Here is an 18372-nt window from a genome sequence, read left to right on the forward strand (position 1 = left end):
CTTGCGTTAAACCATTTTACAATTCCATTAGCCATAGTGACACACTCCTCATAAAAATTATTCATGGTTCCAAACTTCGGGCTGCCCCTCTGGCAAATGGATCTTTCCTTCAGTACGAAACCGGTCCTTGATTCTAACCGGACCCTTGATGATTGTGTTTCAATTATGCTTAATATTTTGCTTTTTTCAAGCTAAATTTACGCATTGTATAATTTTTAATTTTTCCTGAATTTCGGATATCTCCAAGATAGGGTCTCCCGTGTTACCGTGGGAATGATAAGACGCCATCGGCGATATTGCCAGATATTTCAGAATGTCAGTTAATCTCCATCTATCTGCACTGCATGGTTATCCAAATTGCGGCGATATGGCGAAGCCCCAGTTCATTTCAATAGCTAACCAGTGTGGTAGAAGCATAATTGATTTAGTATAATCTAACCCTGTAATTTTGATACGGTCTCCTATCTTTGCCGAAAATGGATTTGTCACTTCTAAAACCGTCGCGAGTGCCGTTGGGTCGTCTTCAACAGATCCCGGGTCGGAGGCATGACGGCACGCTGAAGGATCTGAGCAAACAAAATGTGTTCGGCAGGTAAGGGGCCTCATGGGATAAACGCTGCACTCGCCTTCTACAAGCAGTGGGCAGTAATGGTAGGCAGGAGAGGCAAGTTGCTCGACACTATGGGCAGCATCCCGCCGACCTCTCCTCATTTTATCCCACTCATGCCATTTTTGTGTTCTAATCCGGAGGTCCTCGATCTGACATAGTGAGAGTTCTTGCTTTATGAAATGCCCCAAGGCTTGGGCTTCTGCAATGTTTGTTAGAATGTGTTGTCCGCAGCAATAGAAACAGCCTCGCTTGCAGGTTGAAATTTTACCTTCTTCGATATACAGTCGATTGAGCTCACACCCAGCTGCTTCATCTACGGATGAATACACACTGCTTACGAAGTCTTTTTGGAAAAGAATGCCAAGATTTCCATAGCCCGCGGTACGATTTCTACCTGCTACCTCGCGCATGAGTTCTCTCCTCGTTTGATAAGAGTGTCGATATTTATTGCCAACTACGGCCGATAAATATCCGCAAGACATCGCGACCATCCCTGGCCACCTGTGGATACTTGACCCCATAACCACAATCATGTAAACTTGGTACCGTTCCATTCCCAGTCCGGCAAGCATCATCTTCAAACCATAACCCGAAGGTGATTCAAACATAAATTTAACAAAAATACGTCTTCCCATAGTTCGATAACTGTGCTTGCTACTCATTGAAGAGGATTCGAACCCATGAGTGCTATCTATGAAATTTGTGAAAAACAGGGTGTATTGGTTGTAAAGATAGAGGGCGATCCTGAAGTATCCGATATAACGCAAGCATTAGACCAGATTCGTGACGAATCTGGTTACCGTAATTTAGCCCGTCTTTGGGATTTTCGAAACGCCACCTTCAATTTTTCTGTCAGCGAACTTGAAGAAATTGCTGCCCATGCTGCATCAGCGGACCTCGAACGAACAAAAGTGGCCATGTTGGTGAGTCAGGATTTATCATTTGGAGTTTCACGCATGTACAGAGCGTACAGGCAAAATGAGTTCACCGATGTCAATGTTTTCAAAGATGAGTCCGAAGCAATAAAATGGTTGCTTGAATAGCTGCGTGGGGTCATAACGGTACGACACGTTTTCAAAGGGCAGCGTTGATAAAGGTGCTGCCCTTTCCTTTTTCCACATGTGATAGTCATGAACTTTTTTATATGTATTCTTATTGGGTATTGATGGAATTTGTTGATATTTGGCGCTTTAGGATTTGCCAGAGAAGCCATTATAGCAAGCACGGATTCAGGTCATAACCTTGTAGTGAACGTACATCAGATGGTCACCCATGCGGCGGACCGCTTCGAGGGTGAGGTCCATGTCGACTTTTTCCGCAAACAGGGGCACACCGGATCCGAACATGACCGGTGAGTAGGTGAGGATGATGTCGTCGATCAGACCCTGCCGGGCGAAAAGGGCGTTGATGGTGGCACCGCCGGACACGACGGCGTGCGCGTAGCCCTCGCCCTCCAGCGAACGCAGCAGGTCGCGGGGCGGGAGATCCGTGAAGATCACATTGTCCCACGGCGTTGTCCGGTCTTTTCTCCTGGTGAGGATAACCACTTTTCTCCCGAGCAGCGGCCGGTCCAGCGTGGCGAAGGTTTTAGATCCCATGATGACGACCCCGGCCCTCTGGGTGAAAGACTTGAACAGCCGCTTATCTTCCGGTGCCGTCCAGTCCGTCAGGTGGGCGTCGTCCCTGCCGATCAATCCGTCGGCGGTCAAGGCCATTAAAAGGGTAACTCTCATGTGCGGCTTCACCCCTTGTTATCCAGCAAATGTTTCAAGCGCTGAATCTCCTCTTTACAACGCACCAGTTCTTCGGTGGTCTCCCGCAGGCGGCTGGCTAAAATCTCTGCAAACCCCCTGAAAACAATGTACTTGATATCGGAGCGCTTTTCCCTGGGCAGCTTGTCGATGTTGGATATGTCGGTAGCCAGGCATATGGTCCTGTCGATGGCCTGCACGGAAGCCGACCGTATGGTGCCGCCGATGATGCCCATTTCGCCAAAGACATCACCGATGCGCCTCAGGGTGACCAGTACCTTGCCGTTCTTGATAATCTTGGCTTTGCCCGACACCAGATAGAAGATCCAGTTGTCATGGGAGCCTTCTTCCAGAATCAGTTCGCCGGGCTTGTACTCCAGCAGCTTTGCCATCTGCAGAAGCTCCTGGAAATCCGATTCGCTGAAGTGCTCGAGAATGGGAATCTGCCTCAATTTGTTGATGAGCTCCGAATTGTCCTTATAGAATTCTTCCCCGATCTTCATGATGCGTCCTCTGTCATGCGAATGAAGGGTTGAACCGATACACTGAGCGCGGACCGTCGCTTTCCGGGCGCAACCATTTTGTCATTGCCCTATTCCCGGCAATCAGCGACCTCCGGCAGAGCCTTAAGGTATGAGGGAGGCTCCTCGAAAGGGCATCGTCTGCCGTCGCGGCTGATTGGTTTTAAGACTGGTACCATAACAGCAAATCGGTTTTTTTTCAACTTAAACGGAGCCTTTTTTCCGATTGTCCGTGTAAACATCGGCCTTGCCATGAGATAAATTTATGGCTTGCAAGATTGCTATCCGTTTTATAATGCATACACAATCGCCGCCATCCTGAAACCGCCCGGCGGCGAATGTCATCCGATTGTCGCTTTTTCAGCAAACAACCGGACCAAAGGAGCAAAACGCATGCACTATGAAGGAATGATCATCAGGCCACCCAGCGAGGCCAACAGCATTTTGTTGCAGGTCACCGTGGGCTGCTCTCACAATAAATGCACTTTCTGCGGGACCTATACCGGGGAACGCTTCAAGATAAAAACGGACGACATCATCATGCAGGACATCGCTTTCGCCGCTGAATACTGCCGCCGCCAAAGGCGGGTCTTCCTGTGTGACGGGGATGCTCTGATCGTTCCCCAGAAAAGACTGCTCAAGATCCTGGCAGCCATCGAGGCGCAGCTGCCTTGGGTGACCAGGATCGGTGTTTATGCCAACACCAAAAGCATCGCCATGAAAACGCCCGAGGAGTTGGCGGAGCTCAAATCCCACGGGCTCGGCATCGCCTACATGGGATTGGAAAGCGGCGATGATGCCACCCTGAAAGCGGTTAGAAAGGGCGCCACGGCCGAAAAAATGATACAAATGGGAAAAAAGATCAGGGCGGCGGGGATCAAACTCTCCATAACGGTGCTGCTCGGTCTGGCGGGCCGCAAGCGCTCGGAGGTTCACGCCCGGGAAACGGGCAGGGTGCTTTCGGCCATCGATCCGGAATATGTCGGCGCTTTGAGCCTGATGCTGGTTCCGGGCACTCCCCTGCATGACGATCACCAGGCCGGAAGGTTCGAACTTCTCGAGGCCGACGAAATGCTCAGGGAGCTGCGGCATATGATCGCCAGCACCCACCTTTCCAGGGGGCTTTTTCATGCCAACCACGCGTCCAACTACCTCCCCATCAGGGCCAGAATGCCCCGGGACAGGGAAAAGACGCTGGCACTCATCGACCGTGCCCTGGCCGGAGGCGTGTCCCTCAAGCCGGAGTGGATGAGAGCGCTATGATGCACTTCACCAGGGAAAACCATTTTAAGCATGACAACATCATGATTATCACCAACTGAAAATGTATTATAAGGAGACCGGCTCATGACCAAACAGACGGCGGACTTTGCAGGTAGTATGGACGAACTTTGCATCAACACCATCCGAACGCTTTCCATGGACGGCGTTCAGAAAGCCAACTCCGGGCATCCGGGGGCACCCATGGGTCTGGCAGCGGCGGGCTATGCGTTGTGGACGCGCGCCCTCAAGCACAACCCTGCGAATCCTGACTGGTTCAACCGCGACCGCTTCGTGCTTTCGGGAGGTCATGCCTCCATGCTGCTTTACAGCCTGCTGCACCTCACCGGGTATGACCTGTCCATGGATGACATCAAAAATTTCCGCCAGTGGGGCAGCAAAACGCCGGGGCACCCCGAATTCGGCCACACCCCGGGAGTGGAAACCACGACGGGACCGTTGGGACAGGGGTTTGCCAATGCGGTGGGCATGGCCATGGCGGAAAGGCACCTGGCCGCCGTTTACAACAGACCCGGTTATGAAATCATCGACCACTACACGTATGTCATGTGCGGTGATGGTGATATGATGGAAGGACTGACCGCGGAGGCCGCGTCCCTGGCCGGCCACCTGGGCCTGTCCCGCCTGATCTGCCTGTACGACAGCAACAACATATCCATCGAGGGGCCCACGGACATCGCCTTTACCGAAAACGTGGAAAAGCGTTTTCTGGCCTACAACTGGCACGTGCTCACGGTCGCCGACGGCAGTGACCCCGATGCCGTGGAGGCCGCCATCAGAGCCGCTCGGGGCGAAAAGGAAAAGCCCACGCTGATCCTTCTGCGCACGCACATCGCCCATGGCAGCCCCAACAAGCAGGACACCGCCGACGCCCACGGTGCTCCCCTGGGTGAGGAGGAGATCCGGCTCACCAAGGAAAACCTGGGGTGGCCGGACAAAACATTTTATGTCCCCGAAGCGGCTCTGACCCACATGCGGCAATGCGTCGCCGCCGGCGAAACGGCCGAATCGGCCTGGCAGGCGCAGCTAGCGGCCTATGAAAAGAACCACCCCGAGGACGCCGCCCGGCTTCATCGCGCCCTGCGGCGCGAGCTTCCCGAAGGATGGGATGAGGGTCTGGATGGTCTTTACGATCTTGAAGGCCCCATCGCCACCCGGGCGGCTTCCGGCAAGGCGCTCAATGCCGTTACCGGCAAGGTTGCCGAACTGATCGGCGGATCCGCGGATCTGGCACCATCCAACAAAACCTATATCGATGCCTCCCATGAGTTCCAGAAAAACAGCTACGACGGCCGCAACATCCGTTTCGGCGTGCGCGAACACGCCATGGGATCGATCGTGTCGGGCATGGCGCTCCACAAAGGCCTCCGGCCCTACGGCGGAACTTTTTTCGTTTTCACGGATTATATGCGCCCCGCCATTCGGCTGGCCTGCCTGATGAAACTGCCGGTCATTTATGTCTTGACGCACGACAGCATTGCCGTGGGCGAAGACGGTCCGACCCATCAACCCGTCGAACACCTGACAGCTTTGAGAGCGATCCCCGGCATTACCGTCATCCGGCCGGCGGATCTTACGGAAACGGTCGAAGCCTGGCGGCTGGCCCTGCAGATGGACACACCCGTCGCCCTGGTGTTGAGCCGCCAGAAGCTGCCTGTTTTACACCGGGGGCACCACGGCCGGGCCGCGGATCTAGACAAGGGCGCCTATGTGCTTGCAGACGCTGACGGGCAGCCCGACATCGTTATGATCGCAACGGGATCGGAGGTCCACGCCACCCTTGAGGCGGCGAACCTGCTCGAGGCTCAGGGGGTTTCCGCCAGGGTCGTCAGCATGCCCAGCTGGGAGCTGTTCGAGGCCGCCCCCCGGGAATACAGGGACCTGGTGCTGCCGCCGGATGTCAACGCACGCCTCGCCGTGGAGGCCGGGTTGAGCATGGGTTGGGAACGCTATGTCGGACCGGAGGGCGGCTTCGTGGCCATGAAGGGCTACGGTGCCTCCGCCCCCGGGGGAACCAATATGGAAAAATTCGGTTTCACCGCTAACAATATCGCTAAAGCCGCCTTACAGGTACTCAAACATGATTGACTATCAAATCCTCATAACCACCTTCAGCATGGTTTTTTTGGCTGAACTGGGAGACAAAACACAGCTCGCGACCTTCTGCCTCGCCGCCGACTGCGACCCCAAACTCTCCGTGTTCCTCGGCGCCTCCATCGCCCTCGTATTGAGCTCGCTGGTGGCCGTGGTGTTCGGATCGCTGTTGAGCAGGTATCTGCCGGAACACTACATCAAGGCCGCCGCAGGCGTTTTCTTTGTGGCCGTCGGCATCTGGATGCTGTTTGGCGTGGTCAAATCCAGCATGAGTTAACCCCGGGGTTGCAACATTGGGGCAACCCCGGACTCAGATCAGGCAAGAATTTGCTTCGGTCCAAATTGACGAGGTCTGAATGAAAGCGTTTTTCAAAGTAACCGATCTGGACGCAGCGCTCGATCTGCGCTTCGATTTCAAGCGGGTGGAGATGGAGGAGATTCCGATCCACGCCTCGACGGGAAGGGTTCTGGCCGAAGAGATCGTCTCGGATGTCGACCTGCCCGACTTTCCGCGCGCCATCATGGACGGTTTTGCTGTGCGCGCCGCCTCCACCTTCGGCGCTTCGGACGGAGCGCCGGCCTTTATCACCGTTCCCCGCACGGTCGCCATGGGCGAAACGCCCTCGTTTTCCATCGGGCCGGGAGAGGCCGCCAAAATATCCACCGGGGGCATGCTCCCGGAAGGCGCCGACAGCGTCGTCATGGTGGAACACACCGAGGCTGTCGACGACGAAACCATCGAGGTGTTCAAAAGCGTCGCCCCCGGGCAGAACATGGTCGCCGTCGGCGAAGATATCCGGAAAAACAGCACCGTGCTGACCGCCGGCCAACGGCTGCGCCCCCAGGAAGCGGGACTGCTGGCGGCGCTGGGAAAGCCGTCGGTACGGGTGTTTAAAAAGCCCGTCATCGGCATCCTCTCCACCGGCGATGAAATCATACCCGTCGACGAGGTGCCCTCCACCGGAAAAATCCGTGATATCAATTCCTACACACTGGCGGGCCAGGTGGTTCAAGCCGGAGGGATTCCGCTGCAACTCGGCATTGTCGGGGATGACTACGGCGCCCTGCTGGATTTGTGCGCCCGGGGCCTGGAGCAATCAGACATGCTGCTGGTGTCGGGCGGCAGTTCGGTCGGCGTGCGCGACTACACCGTGGAAGCGCTCTCCGCCCTTCCAGATGCAAATCTCCTTCTGCACGGCATCTCCATCAGCCCCGGGAAACCGACCATCCTTGCCAGGGTTGGAGAAAAGGCCTTCTGGGGACTGCCCGGCCACGTGGTGTCCGCCATGGTGGTACTGCATGCCGTGGTGCAACCTTTTATCGATCACGTGGGAGGCCTGGATTCACAACACCGGCGCCAGCTTGCCTGCCTGGCCACATTGACCCGCAGCGTCCCTTCATCCCAGGGGCGCGTGGACTACATCCGGGTGAAGCTGGTTGAACGCGAAAACGGTTTCCTGGCCGAACCGATTTTAGGCAAATCAGGGCTGATCAACACCATGCTGAAGGCCGACGGCCTGGTCAAAATCGACAAACATACGGAGGGGCTGGACGAGGGAATGCTGGCCAAGGTGTTGCTCTTTGCATCCTGAAGGAGCAACGCCGCGGCCGATCGAAAAAAGGGCAATCACCGAGGACCATCCGACATCCAAAGACAAATTGAAGGAAGCATACCGGTCTGGGTCTGCCCTTTTTGCCGGTTCTCAGGAGCTGTCATGAAAAAAAAACGAAACGTCTACCTGAAAATGAAAACCCTTGCGCAAGCCCGTGAAATCATCCTCTCGGCATTTCCTAACCGCCAACCCCTGTCCACTGAGCGTATACCTGTCGAAAATTCCGTGGGCAGAATTCTGTCAGAGGCAGTCACCGCCAAACTCTCCGCTCCTCACTTTCATGCCGCGGCCATGGACGGCATTGCCGTTGCCGCCGCATCAACGTTCGGCGCCAATCCAGCCCAGCCCATCGTACTCGAAGTGGGAGAAAACGCCTTCCACGTCAACACGGGACATGTGTTGCCGGAAAAAACCGATGCCGTGATCATGATCGAACAACTCAACATTCTGGATGAAAAACAGATCCAGATCGAGGCACCGGCGTTTCCCTGGCAGTATGTCCGAAAAATCGGTGAGGATATCGTTGCCACCGAACTGTTGTTCCCGCAAAATCACATGATAACATCTTACTGCCTGGGTGCGCTGATAACCGGCGGCATCTTCCAGGTGCCGGTTAAACGCAAGCCGCGCATTCTGATCATCCCCACAGGATCAGAACTCGTCGACTGGCGCAGATCGACGGAGGCATTGAAACCGGGGCAGGTGCTGGAAAGCAACTCTTATGTGCTCGGAAGCCTGGCCGTTGCGGCCGGAGCGGACTTTAGCCGCAGCGAGCAGCTTATGGACGATCCCGTCAAAATCCGGAACACCGTGCAGGCGGCGGTCCAGGGTGATTTCGACATGGTGCTCACCGTCGGCGGTTCTTCCGCCGGTTCCGAGGACTATGCCAAGGACGTCATTATCGATCTGGGAGACGTATTGATTCACGGCGTGACCATCATGCCCGGCAAACCCGTCATCGTCGGCAGAATCCAGGACAAACCGGTCTTCGGCATCCCCGGATACCCGGTTTCGGCCATCATTGCCTTCGAGCAGTTCGTCAAACCCCTGATCGACCTGATGAACGGTCAACCGGAGCAGCCCAGACCCAGCCTGTATGTGGAGCCCACCCGCAAGGTGGCATCCAAACTCGGCCTGGAAGAGTTCGTGAGGGTCAAGCTGGGAACCGTAGGCGACCGCGTGGTCGCGACAGCGCTGCCCCGCGGAGCAGGATGCATCACCAGCATTACCGAGGCAGACGGCATCGTCCGCATTCCCGAATTTGTGGAGGGCCTGCAGGAAAACCAGGCTGTCAAAGCGGAACTTCTCAAACCGGTCGCCTCCATCGACAAAACCATCGTTGCCGTCGGCAGCCACGACAACACCCTGGATCTCATCGCCGATGAACTGAAAGCAGGCAGCACCGGCTACAGCCTCTCTTCCAGCCACGTGGGCAGTATGGGCGGTTTGATGGCCGTTAAAAGGGGCGCCTGCCATGTTGCCGGAACCCACCTGCTGGACACGGAAGACGGATCCTACAACACGTCATACCTGCTGAAATACCTGCCGGGTCTGGACGTCAGGCTGGTCAACCTTGTCCTGAGGGATCAGGGCCTGATCGTCTCCAAGGGAAACCCCAAAGGCATCCGGGGTATCGAAGACCTGGCCAGGGAGGATGTGTCCTTCATCAACCGTCAGGGCGGTAGCGGTACACGGGTCCTGCTGGATTACCGGCTCAAGCAGCTCGAGATGGATCCCGCACGGATAAACGGTTACGCAACCGAGGAGTACACCCATATGTCGGTGGCTGTGGCCGTGTTGAGCGGCACGGTGGACGTCGGCCTGGGTATATACGCGGCCGCCAGGGCCCTCGATCTCGATTTCATCCCTGTGGTCACCGAACAGTATGATCTGGTCATTCCCGGGGCGTATTACCAATCCGATAGAATCCAGGTGCTCATGAACATCATCAACTCGGACGCCTTTAAAAAGAGGGTGTTGGCCCTCGGCGGCTACAGCACGGAAAAAACCGGCGAGGTCATCGTCTAACTCCCTTCATAATCCACCGGCTCAGCCAGTGCGTATTGAAAAGGTGGCATCATGTCTTTTGATCAGAAATATAAAAAACAAAGAAAAAATTCTGAGAATAAATCAGCGGCGACGGCCGAGCAGGCCCCTTCGAGGGGCCTGCCTCATACCTTAAGGCTCTGCCGGAGGTCGCTGATCGGCCGATGGAACAGGGGTCGAGATTGAAATACGACATCATCGACCACACGGCGGATTTCGGCATTCGCGTTTTCGCCGAAAGCGAAATGCAGCTGTTCAGGGATGCGGCCCTGGCCATGTTCGAACTGCTGGTCGCAGTGGACCATCCGGGAAAAGGCCTTGAAGCCGTCGTGTCCGCTGAAGGCAACGACCGGCAGGAGTTGATGGTCAACTGGTTGAGGGAGCTTCTGTACCTGTGGAACGGAAAGGAAAAAATCGTGCAATCGGTTCGAGTGAAAGCCTTGAGCGCCCGAACGATTGACGCCCGGGTGACCCTGGAGCCATACGATGCGGATCGGCACCGGGTGCTGGGTGAAATCAAGGCGGTCACTTACCACGGGATCGATGTCAGCCCCGCACACGGCCTTTGGGAAGCCCGCATCATTTTCGATATATGAAACCGGAAACCAATCACCTCCCCCGCCTGGGACTGCAGGCATCTCCCTGGATACTGCTGGGCGGCGCACTCATTCTCCTGCTGGTTGTGGCCGCCATGGCCCTGCAGGACATCAACCGGGAAAAGGAGAACATGTCCCGCATCCTCATCGAAAAGGGTGCGGCGTGGATCAAGGCCATCGAGGCGGGAACCCGGCTCGGCATGCGACGCATGATGCGCGGGGAGGACCAATTTCAGAATCTCCTGGAAGAAACCGCCGGTCAATCCGATGTACGCTACGTAGCCGTTACCGACGAAAAGGGCTTCATCCTGGCCCATAACGACATCACCCGCAAAGGAAAACCGCATATCGACCACCGTTCCCTGCCAACGGGGAAAGCCCTCACGCGGGAACACTGGCGGCTTGTGGAAGAAAACGGTCAAAAGGTTTTCGAAGTGTATAGGGAATTCCGGCCCCTGTCCCGCCAGGAGATGATACATCGCCTGCGCCGCTTTCAGGAACTTGGCGGAAGGGACGCCATGGGCGGACACAGGCACCAGCAAGAGATCTGGCTTCCACCCCAGCGACCCGACCACGGTAAACGCTTCATCTTCGTCGGGCTCGACATTTCACCCTTTGAACAGGCCCGCAAAGAGGATCTTAAACGGTCGCTGATCATCTCGTCCGTGCTGCTTTTACTGGGATTCGGGGGTTATATATCGATCTTCTGGGTGCAGAACTACCGTGCGGCCCGACGCTCGCTGCAGGAATCCGACACCTTCACCGACGAGGTGGTGGCCAATCTGCCGGTGGGATTGATGGCCACGGACCGAAACGGTAACATCGCCTTTTTCAACGCCGTTGCCGAACGCATTACCGGCCTGCCACACGACCAGGCCTACGGCAGGGCTTTGGAAGACGTGTTGCCGCCGGACTGGCATGTCTTCAAGCAGGCCATCGAGAGTGGCCGGACCGTTATCGAACAGGAGAAAGAGTGCGCCTTCGGCAACCGGAAAGCGGTTCCCGTAAGTGTGAGCGCTGCGCGCATTACCGGAGAAGAGGGACAATTCCTCGGCAACGTCGTCATTTTGAGAGACATCGCCGACGTCCGGCGCCTGCAGGAGGAGATCAGGCGCACTGAAAAACTGGCCGCCCTCGGCGGTCTGGCCGCCGGTGTGGCCCATGAAATCAGGAACCCCTTGAGCTCCATCAAGGGAATCGCCACCTATTTCAGAGACCGCCTCGACACCGCCCCCGCCGACAAAGAAACCGCGGAAGTCATGATTCAGGAAGTGGACCGGCTGAACCGGGTCATCAGCGAACTCTTGGAGTTCGCCCGGCCCCCACAATTGAAAACCCGGATGACGCCCCTCGGCGACCTGGTCCGGCACACGCTGCGCCTGGTGCAGCAGGACGCCCAGTCCAGCGACATCGACCTGCAGGTGACGGTCACGCCTAAAGACCTCTCCCTTGAAATGGATCCGGACCGCTTTTCCCAATGTCTCCTGAACCTTTACCTGAATGCCATCCAGGCCATGGAAAATGACGGGACCCTTTCCATCGACTGCGCCCTCAAAGGCGAAAACGTAATCCTGAAAATATCAGACACCGGCCCGGGGATAAGCCGCGCCCATCTGCAGCATGTGTTCAACCCCTATTTCACCACCAAGCCATCGGGGAGCGGTCTCGGTCTGGCCATTGCCCACAAAATCGTGGAGGCCCATCAGGGCCGCATTACGGTCGACAGCGCCCCGGGGCAAGGCACCGTGTTTACCATCACCCTGCCGCAAGGGCTGCGTGCCCCTATTCATGGAGCAACGACCGATGAGTGATGCCCATATTCTGATTGTGGACGACGATCCCGGGCACCGGATCACCCTCGACACCATCATCAAAAGCTGGGGATATGACGTGACGTGCGTCGGCGACGGTTCCGAAGCCGTCGAACGTGTCAGGGAAATACCTGTCGATCTGATCCTGATGGATGTCCGCATGACGGTGATGGACGGCCTGGAGGCCTTGAAACGCATCAAATCCTACAATCCAGCCATCCCGATACTGGTCATGACCGCTTATTCCTCGGTGGAATCCGCCGTGGATGCGCTCAAATCGGGTGCCTACGACTACCTCACCAAGCCCTTGGATTTCGAAGCACTGAAACTTACCATCGAACGGGCCCTCGAACACGCCGGCCTGAAGGCGGAAAACAGGGAACTCAGGCAAAAGCTGGGAAGGGATTTCGATGTGGCCCACATCATCGGCAAAAGCCGCCCCATGCAGGAACTGATCGACATGACCGCCATGATCGCGCCGTCCGAAGCCACCGTGCTCATCACCGGTGAAAGTGGAACAGGCAAAGAGCTAATCGCCAAATCCATTCACCACAACAGCCCCCGCAAGGAACGTCCGCTGGTTATCGTCAATTGTGCCGCCCTGACCGAAACCCTCCTCGAATCCGAACTGTTCGGGCATGAAAAGGGCGCTTTCACCGGTGCGGACAAGCGGCGAGAAGGCCGCTTCAAACAAGCGCACGAGGGCACCCTGTTTCTGGATGAAATCGGCGAGACATCGCCTGTCATGCAGGCCAAGCTCCTGCGCGCCATCCAGGAAAAAGAGGTTCAGCGGGTGGGCGGAGAGGAAACCATCGATGTCGATGTCCGCATCCTGGCGGCCACCAACCGGGATCTGAATGCAGAGGTGGCTGCCGGCCGGTTCCGCCATGACCTTTACTACCGCCTGAATGTCGTCACCCTGCACGTGCCTCCCTTGAAAGAGCGGCAGGAGGACATCCCCCTGCTGGCTCAGCATTTCCTGTCTTGGTATGTGGATAAAAACCGTAAAGATATTAAAGGGTTCAATCCAGGCGCCATGGATATGCTTCTGAGGTACGCATGGCCGGGCAATGTGCGCGAGCTTGAAAATGCGGTCGAGCGGGCGGTTATTTTGGCAACCGGAGACTTTCTTACGGAAAAGGAGCTTCCCCTCTCCATCACCCAGGCCGTTGCCGGAAGCGGGCACGCCCCGGTATCACCGTCCGCCAAAATGAAGCACCCGAAATCGCTGGAAGAAATTGAAAAAAACGCCATTTTAGAAGCACTCGCCGCCAGCAAGGGCAACAAGAGTGAGGCCGCCAGGATTCTGGGCATCAACCGCAAAACGCTGCATAACAAGCTGAAAACCATAGCGAAATAATTGGCATTGGTCATAGCTCATAGCTGATAGCGAGGTAGGAGCTAGCGTGGTTGCCAGAAAAACGTTCCGAATGGCGAGCAGGGCCGTCCCTGACCGCATCCTCCAGGTGGGTATTTTCACCCCAACCATCGGGTGCTGCATAAACAAATGGGTAAAAAAACCCCACCCTGTTCGATCTTGCGCTGCTGTGTCCCCCTTCGCGCATTTTAGGTAATTTCCCTATTATTTCATATAGATATAGGCGGATCCGTCTTTTTCTCCTGAATTGGCACACGCTTTGCTCTATCATTGGGCCAAGGTCGCCGAAGGGGACAACACATGAACCGACAAAAACGGATTGAATGCAAAGGAGAAAAACATGAAAAAGCACACCATGCCAAAGACGATTATCGTGATTATCATTGTTGCCCTGCTTGGATTCGGGGGTACCGCACTGGCTTTTCGCCAGGGTGACGGATCCGGCAGGGGCAACCCGGAATGCCCCGGTTACGACGGGAAACAGGGCCGCGGCGGATGGGGGCCTGGGCACTGGCTGGCCGGCTTGAACGATGAAGACCGGGCCAGGGTCGAAGCGCTGAGGCAAAAATATGTCGAGGCCACCGAAGCGCTGCGCGCGCAACGGGATGTCAAACGCTTTGCCCTGAAAAGCGAACTGGCCCAACAGACCCCCGACACCCAGGCGGCCTTGAAACTGCAGCAGGAACTCTCCGCCGTGAACGCCGAACTGGGCCAGAAGAGAATCGAGCACATCATCGAGATGAAAAAGATCAACCCAAATGCCGGCAGGGGTTTCATGATGGGGTACGGCGGCGGCCACGGCAAAGGCGGCCACCGGAACCACAGCCGCGACTGCAACCGGTGGTAATTTTCGCTCACCCACGATCACTCCTTCCTGAGAATTACTGCGGGGGAGTGATTTTTTTGGCTCTTCCGGGGAACGAGTTCCTTTGCGTCCATCCCCGGCTATATATGGCGCAGGGCGCAAGGCATGATGCGTTGAAATTGCCTTGCGCTTTATACCCTGCGCCATACGTCTCACGTCTCACGTCTCACCTTTCACGCTTCACGACTTAAAGTGCCTTTAATTCGGTTCTATCTTTTTATCCTTGAAGCTCACCCGGTGGCGGTGTAAAAAAATCCCCCAGCGAGCGTAAAAGGAAGTGCGCCCGTTATCACGTTTCAAGCTCGACCCAGCGGCCTTGAAAACCATTGTGGCGCTGACGGGTCGGCTTATACCGAGGATGAGGAGATCCCATGACCACCGACCGGGTCAATAAAGTGATGCCCCTGAAACAGGCGATCGAACGCTTCGTCACCGACGGTTGCCACATGTCCATCGGCGGATTCACCATCAACCGCAACCCCATGGCCGCGGTGTACGAAATCATCCGCAGAAAAAAACGAAACCTGCACCTGTATGCCCATTCCAACGGCCAGGGCGTCGACGAGCTTACGGGCGCCGGAGCCGTCTCCAGGCTGGAAATCGCCTACGGCGGCAACGGCCGTTTCGCCCCCACCTGCATCCGCTTTAAAAAGGCCGTTCAGGAAGGCCGCATCGCCATTGAAGACTACTCCAACTTTCAGATGACCCTGCGTTTTCTGGCGGGCGCCCTGGGTGTTCCCTTTCTGCCTACCCGCTCCGGCATGGGGTCGGACATCCTTGCCAAGTGGGGATTTTCAGAAGAGATACGCTCGCAAGACCCGGGTCTGCCCGACAAGAAAGCGCTGGTCCTGGACAACCCATTCGGGGACTGGGCGGGTTCCAGCAAGGTTGTGCTGGTACCGGCCATTTGCCCCGACGTCACCATCATTCACGCGCAGAAGGCGGCTACGGACGGAACCACACGGATAAGCGGCCTGTCCTTCACCGACGTCGAACAGGCCAAGGCGGCCGAACACGTCATCGTCACCTGCGAAGAACTGTTGACTCCCGACAACCTGCGCGACGATGCCGATCTGAACCGGATACCGCCTTTCTGCGTGGATGCCGTCTGCCATGTCCCTTACGGCGCCTATCCCACGGCCTGCTACGGGTATTACGACTATGACCCCGTGTATCTCAAGGAATATGCCCGGCTGGCACGGGACGACGAACGGTATCGAGTTTATCTCGAAAAATACATTTTCGACCCGCCGGACCACCAGCGCTTTATCGAGGCTTTAGGAACGGAACGCATGGAAGGTATAAAGGCCGATCCACGTACGGGCTATGCCCGCAATCTGGATCGTCGCTGACCCAGACGAAAAACAGGAGCAGGCATGTCCTATTTACCCAAAGAGATGATGGCCATTGCCGCGGCCAGAACCATCCAGAACGGAGACATCGTTTTCTGCGGCACGGGGATTTCCATGCTGGCCGCCATGGCGGCCAAGCACATCAGCGCTCCGGACAGCACTATCTTCTTCGAAACCGGCGCCATCGGATCCCAATTGGAAGAAGTGCCCCTGGCCGTGGGCGATCCCAGGGTAATGTACCGCACCGCCGTAAACGGGAGCCTTTTGGACGCATTCGGCTACATGCAGAACCGGCACACGGGCAAACGCGTGGTGGGCATACTCGGAGCGGCCCAGATAGACCGCTACGGGAACCTGAACTCCACCGTCATCGGAGACTACCTCAGCCCGACGGTCCGCTTTTCCGGCAGCGGCGGAGCCGCCGATGTCGCCTCCTTCGTCGACCGGACCATCATCTTCATGCAGCAGGAAAAACGAAAATTCGTCGAAAAGGTCGATTATCTCACCAGCCCGGGATGGCTGGACGGCGGCAATGCCCGTGAAAAGGCCGGCCTCTGCAAAGGCGGCCCCTGGCTGGTCATCACCAACATGGCCGTCATGGGTTTTGACGAAACGTCCAGAGAAATGTATCTCAAGGCCTTGTTTCCGGGGATCACCCCGGACGAGGTACTGGCCAACATGGGGTTTGCGATAGACGTGCAGCGGGCGGAAACTGCCCCGGAACCCACCCCGCGCGAGCTTGCCATCCTGCGCGAACAGTGCGACCCCCAGAGACTGATTTTAAGTTGACTACGTGGTCCAGCCGTTACCCGGGCCCGTAGGACCCGGCACTGGTTTCACCCTAAAAGGGTCTTGTTTGGATACCGTTAAACAGGTAAATCCTGAATCTCAATATCCAAATTTCAAACAAATTCAAATACCAAATGACCTAACCCGGATAACTCCTGAAAATTTTTTTGCTTTCCCGCTTTCGTGATTGGTTTTATTTTTTCCACTGAAACCAAACGACTGGTTGCTTAATTGTGCCTTTTGATCATTTGAATTTTAGTCATTCAACATTGTTTAGGATTTCGGATTTGGTGCTTGGAATATCCATTTTGCCCGGCTGTGGAGGAGGTTTGGCAAAGTAGATAATGCCCACGGCCAGAAAACTGGCCGCGGCAAACAGCATGAAGGACAACCGGTAGCTCTGGGTCGCATCGAAGATCACCCCCGCCAGCATGGGCCCGAAGGCCGCACCGGGCATGGAGCACAGCCCGATGGTGCCGTACACCGCGGTAAAGGACGGAATGCCGAAGCACTCCCCGATCAAAAGCGACTGCATCATGATGAGAGACCCCATGGTCAGCCCAAAGGCGAAGGTACATAGATACAACAGCACGACATGATCGTAAAACGCAAGCGTCATTACGGCCAGTGCCTGCGTCAGGATGCAAGCCATGGTGACGTGGCGCTTGTCACAGCGATCCACGAACAACCCCAGAACCAGACGACCCGCAATGCTGGCCATGGCGGTAAGGCTCACCGCCATGGCCGCCTTCTGCGGCCCCAGGTATTGCCCTAAAAAAGATACCTGGTGCACCAGGTAGGCGATTTGTCCTCCCAGGGCAAGCATGAATGCGAGGGCAATGGACCAGAAGGCCACGGTTTTGGCGGCCTGCCGCCTTGTCCACATCCTCATCTGGCCGTCAGCGATCAACACCTGGCGCCTCCCCCGCAGGTTCCCATCGCCTCCGTCCGGCTGCTGGGCGATGTCGGAAGGCCGGTGCTTGATGAGAAAAACCGCCATGGGAATGACCCCCAGCATGTAAATGCCGCCCATGATGGGAAGGGCCCGGTCGAGGCCCAGATGAACAATCAGATAACTCATCAGGGGCACCAGCACGACCCCACCCGCACTGAGGCCGGTGTTGGCAATGCTCATGGCCAACCCCCGCTTGCGGATGAACCAGTTTGTTATCAGCATGTTGATGGGTACCAGCGAGGTCAGACAGAAGCCCGTGGACATGACCATGTAAAGAAGGAAAAGTTGGGGGATCGCATCGATCCATTTTAACGCCCACAGCCCCGATCCGAATATCAGCGCCCCAATGACAAGGAACCATTTCGGTCCATAACGATCGACCCAGCGACCAGTGATAAAGCCGATGAAACCGTTCAGGAAAAAATACAAGGTGATGGCGGAAGATACGGTTCCCTTAGACCATCCATGGATATTTCTTAAAGGATCCAGTATAACGCCGTGGCCGTAAAAACCGATTCCGGAAGAAACGAAAAGAATGACCGACCCGGCCACAACAATCCACCAGCCGTAGAAAGTGCCCGATCCACCGGAAGGTAGCGATATGTTTTCAGGTTGCATAGCAAGGCTTTCGTTACCGTCCCTGCGTTGGGGCTCGATGTAGGGAAAAACAATGTCACTCAAACAGTCGCATTCAGCCGTTATCAGCGGGA

The 18372-nt window shown here is 56.2% G+C and carries 16 protein-coding genes; 12 read left to right on the plus strand and 4 right to left on the minus strand.

Going from position 1 to position 18372, the window contains the following annotated elements; genetic code table 11:
• Positions 1 to 348 precede the first annotated feature (348 nt).
• Entirely contained in the window at positions 349 to 1020 is a 672-nt protein-coding gene (locus tag LJE94_10065; GenBank protein ID MCG6910453.1) for a hypothetical protein, read from the minus strand.
• Positions 1021 to 1290: 270 nt separating this feature from the next.
• Between LJE94_10065 and LJE94_10070 the strand changes: the two genes are divergently transcribed.
• Positions 1291 to 1653, plus strand: a complete 363-nt coding sequence (locus tag LJE94_10070; protein MCG6910454.1) for a hypothetical protein — start codon at positions 1291 to 1293, stop codon at positions 1651 to 1653.
• Positions 1654 to 1839: 186 nt separating this feature from the next.
• On the opposite strand, the gene LJE94_10075 is transcribed toward LJE94_10070, so the two are convergent.
• The gene (locus LJE94_10075; GenBank protein MCG6910455.1) at positions 1840 to 2343 is read right to left on the minus strand and encodes a dihydrofolate reductase family protein; all 504 of its coding nucleotides are present in this window, start codon (positions 2341 to 2343) and stop codon (positions 1840 to 1842) included.
• Between the two features lie 8 nt (positions 2344 to 2351).
• Entirely contained in the window at positions 2352 to 2864 is a 513-nt protein-coding gene (locus LJE94_10080; GenBank protein MCG6910456.1) for a cyclic nucleotide-binding domain-containing protein, read from the minus strand.
• A 411-nt stretch (positions 2865 to 3275) separates the two neighbouring features.
• Here LJE94_10080 and LJE94_10085 point away from each other — a divergent pair, with 411 nt between their 5' ends.
• The 11 genes from LJE94_10085 (at position 3276) to LJE94_10135 (ending at position 16707) form a co-directional block, all read left to right on the plus strand.
• The gene (locus tag LJE94_10085; GenBank protein MCG6910457.1) at positions 3276 to 4145 is read left to right on the plus strand and encodes a B12-binding domain-containing radical SAM protein; all 870 of its coding nucleotides are present in this window, start codon (positions 3276 to 3278) and stop codon (positions 4143 to 4145) included.
• A gap of 84 nt (positions 4146 to 4229) precedes the next feature.
• Positions 4230 to 6251, plus strand: a complete 2022-nt coding sequence (gene tkt, locus LJE94_10090) for a transketolase (GenBank protein ID MCG6910458.1) — start codon at positions 4230 to 4232, stop codon at positions 6249 to 6251.
• Entirely contained in the window at positions 6244 to 6534 is a 291-nt protein-coding gene (locus LJE94_10095; GenBank protein ID MCG6910459.1) for a TMEM165/GDT1 family protein, read from the plus strand. Before tkt ends, LJE94_10095 begins: the two co-directional genes overlap by 8 nt.
• 79 nt (positions 6535 to 6613) lie before the next feature.
• Entirely contained in the window at positions 6614 to 7849 is a 1236-nt protein-coding gene (locus LJE94_10100) for a molybdopterin molybdotransferase MoeA (protein ID MCG6910460.1), read from the plus strand.
• Positions 7850 to 7972: 123 nt separating this feature from the next.
• A complete protein-coding gene (locus LJE94_10105) occupies positions 7973 to 9898 on the plus strand; it encodes a molybdopterin biosynthesis protein (GenBank protein ID MCG6910461.1) in 1926 nt (641 codons plus the stop codon).
• A gap of 200 nt (positions 9899 to 10098) precedes the next feature.
• A complete protein-coding gene (locus LJE94_10110) occupies positions 10099 to 10512 on the plus strand; it encodes an archease (GenBank protein MCG6910462.1) in 414 nt (137 codons plus the stop codon).
• Positions 10509 to 12323 carry a PAS domain S-box protein gene (locus LJE94_10115; protein ID MCG6910463.1) on the plus strand — a complete coding sequence of 605 codons (1815 nt, stop codon included), beginning with the start codon at positions 10509 to 10511 and terminating at the stop codon, positions 12321 to 12323. Before LJE94_10110 ends, LJE94_10115 begins: the two co-directional genes overlap by 4 nt.
• Positions 12316 to 13683: a sigma-54 dependent transcriptional regulator gene (locus tag LJE94_10120; protein ID MCG6910464.1), complete on the plus strand. Its 1368-nt coding sequence runs from the start codon at positions 12316 to 12318 to the stop codon at positions 13681 to 13683. The genes LJE94_10115 and LJE94_10120 overlap by 8 nt, the downstream gene beginning before the upstream one ends.
• 358 nt (positions 13684 to 14041) lie before the next feature.
• Positions 14042 to 14548 (plus strand): periplasmic heavy metal sensor, encoded by a 507-nt coding sequence (locus LJE94_10125; protein ID MCG6910465.1) that lies wholly within the window; start codon positions 14042 to 14044, stop codon positions 14546 to 14548.
• Positions 14549 to 14937: 389 nt separating this feature from the next.
• Positions 14938 to 15918 (plus strand): CoA transferase subunit A, encoded by a 981-nt coding sequence (locus LJE94_10130; protein MCG6910466.1) that lies wholly within the window; start codon positions 14938 to 14940, stop codon positions 15916 to 15918.
• A gap of 24 nt (positions 15919 to 15942) precedes the next feature.
• The gene (locus tag LJE94_10135; protein MCG6910467.1) at positions 15943 to 16707 is read left to right on the plus strand and encodes a ketoacid-CoA transferase; all 765 of its coding nucleotides are present in this window, start codon (positions 15943 to 15945) and stop codon (positions 16705 to 16707) included.
• Positions 16708 to 16966: 259 nt separating this feature from the next.
• On the opposite strand, the gene LJE94_10140 is transcribed toward LJE94_10135, so the two are convergent.
• Positions 16967 to 18372 (minus strand): MFS transporter (locus tag LJE94_10140; GenBank protein ID MCG6910468.1); only part of this gene is annotated, 1406 nt, incomplete at its 5' end.

This window comes from Deltaproteobacteria bacterium, assembly GCA_022340465.1.
In the GTDB taxonomy this organism is placed as follows: Bacteria; Desulfobacterota; Desulfobacteria; order Desulfobacterales; family B30-G6; genus JAJDNW01.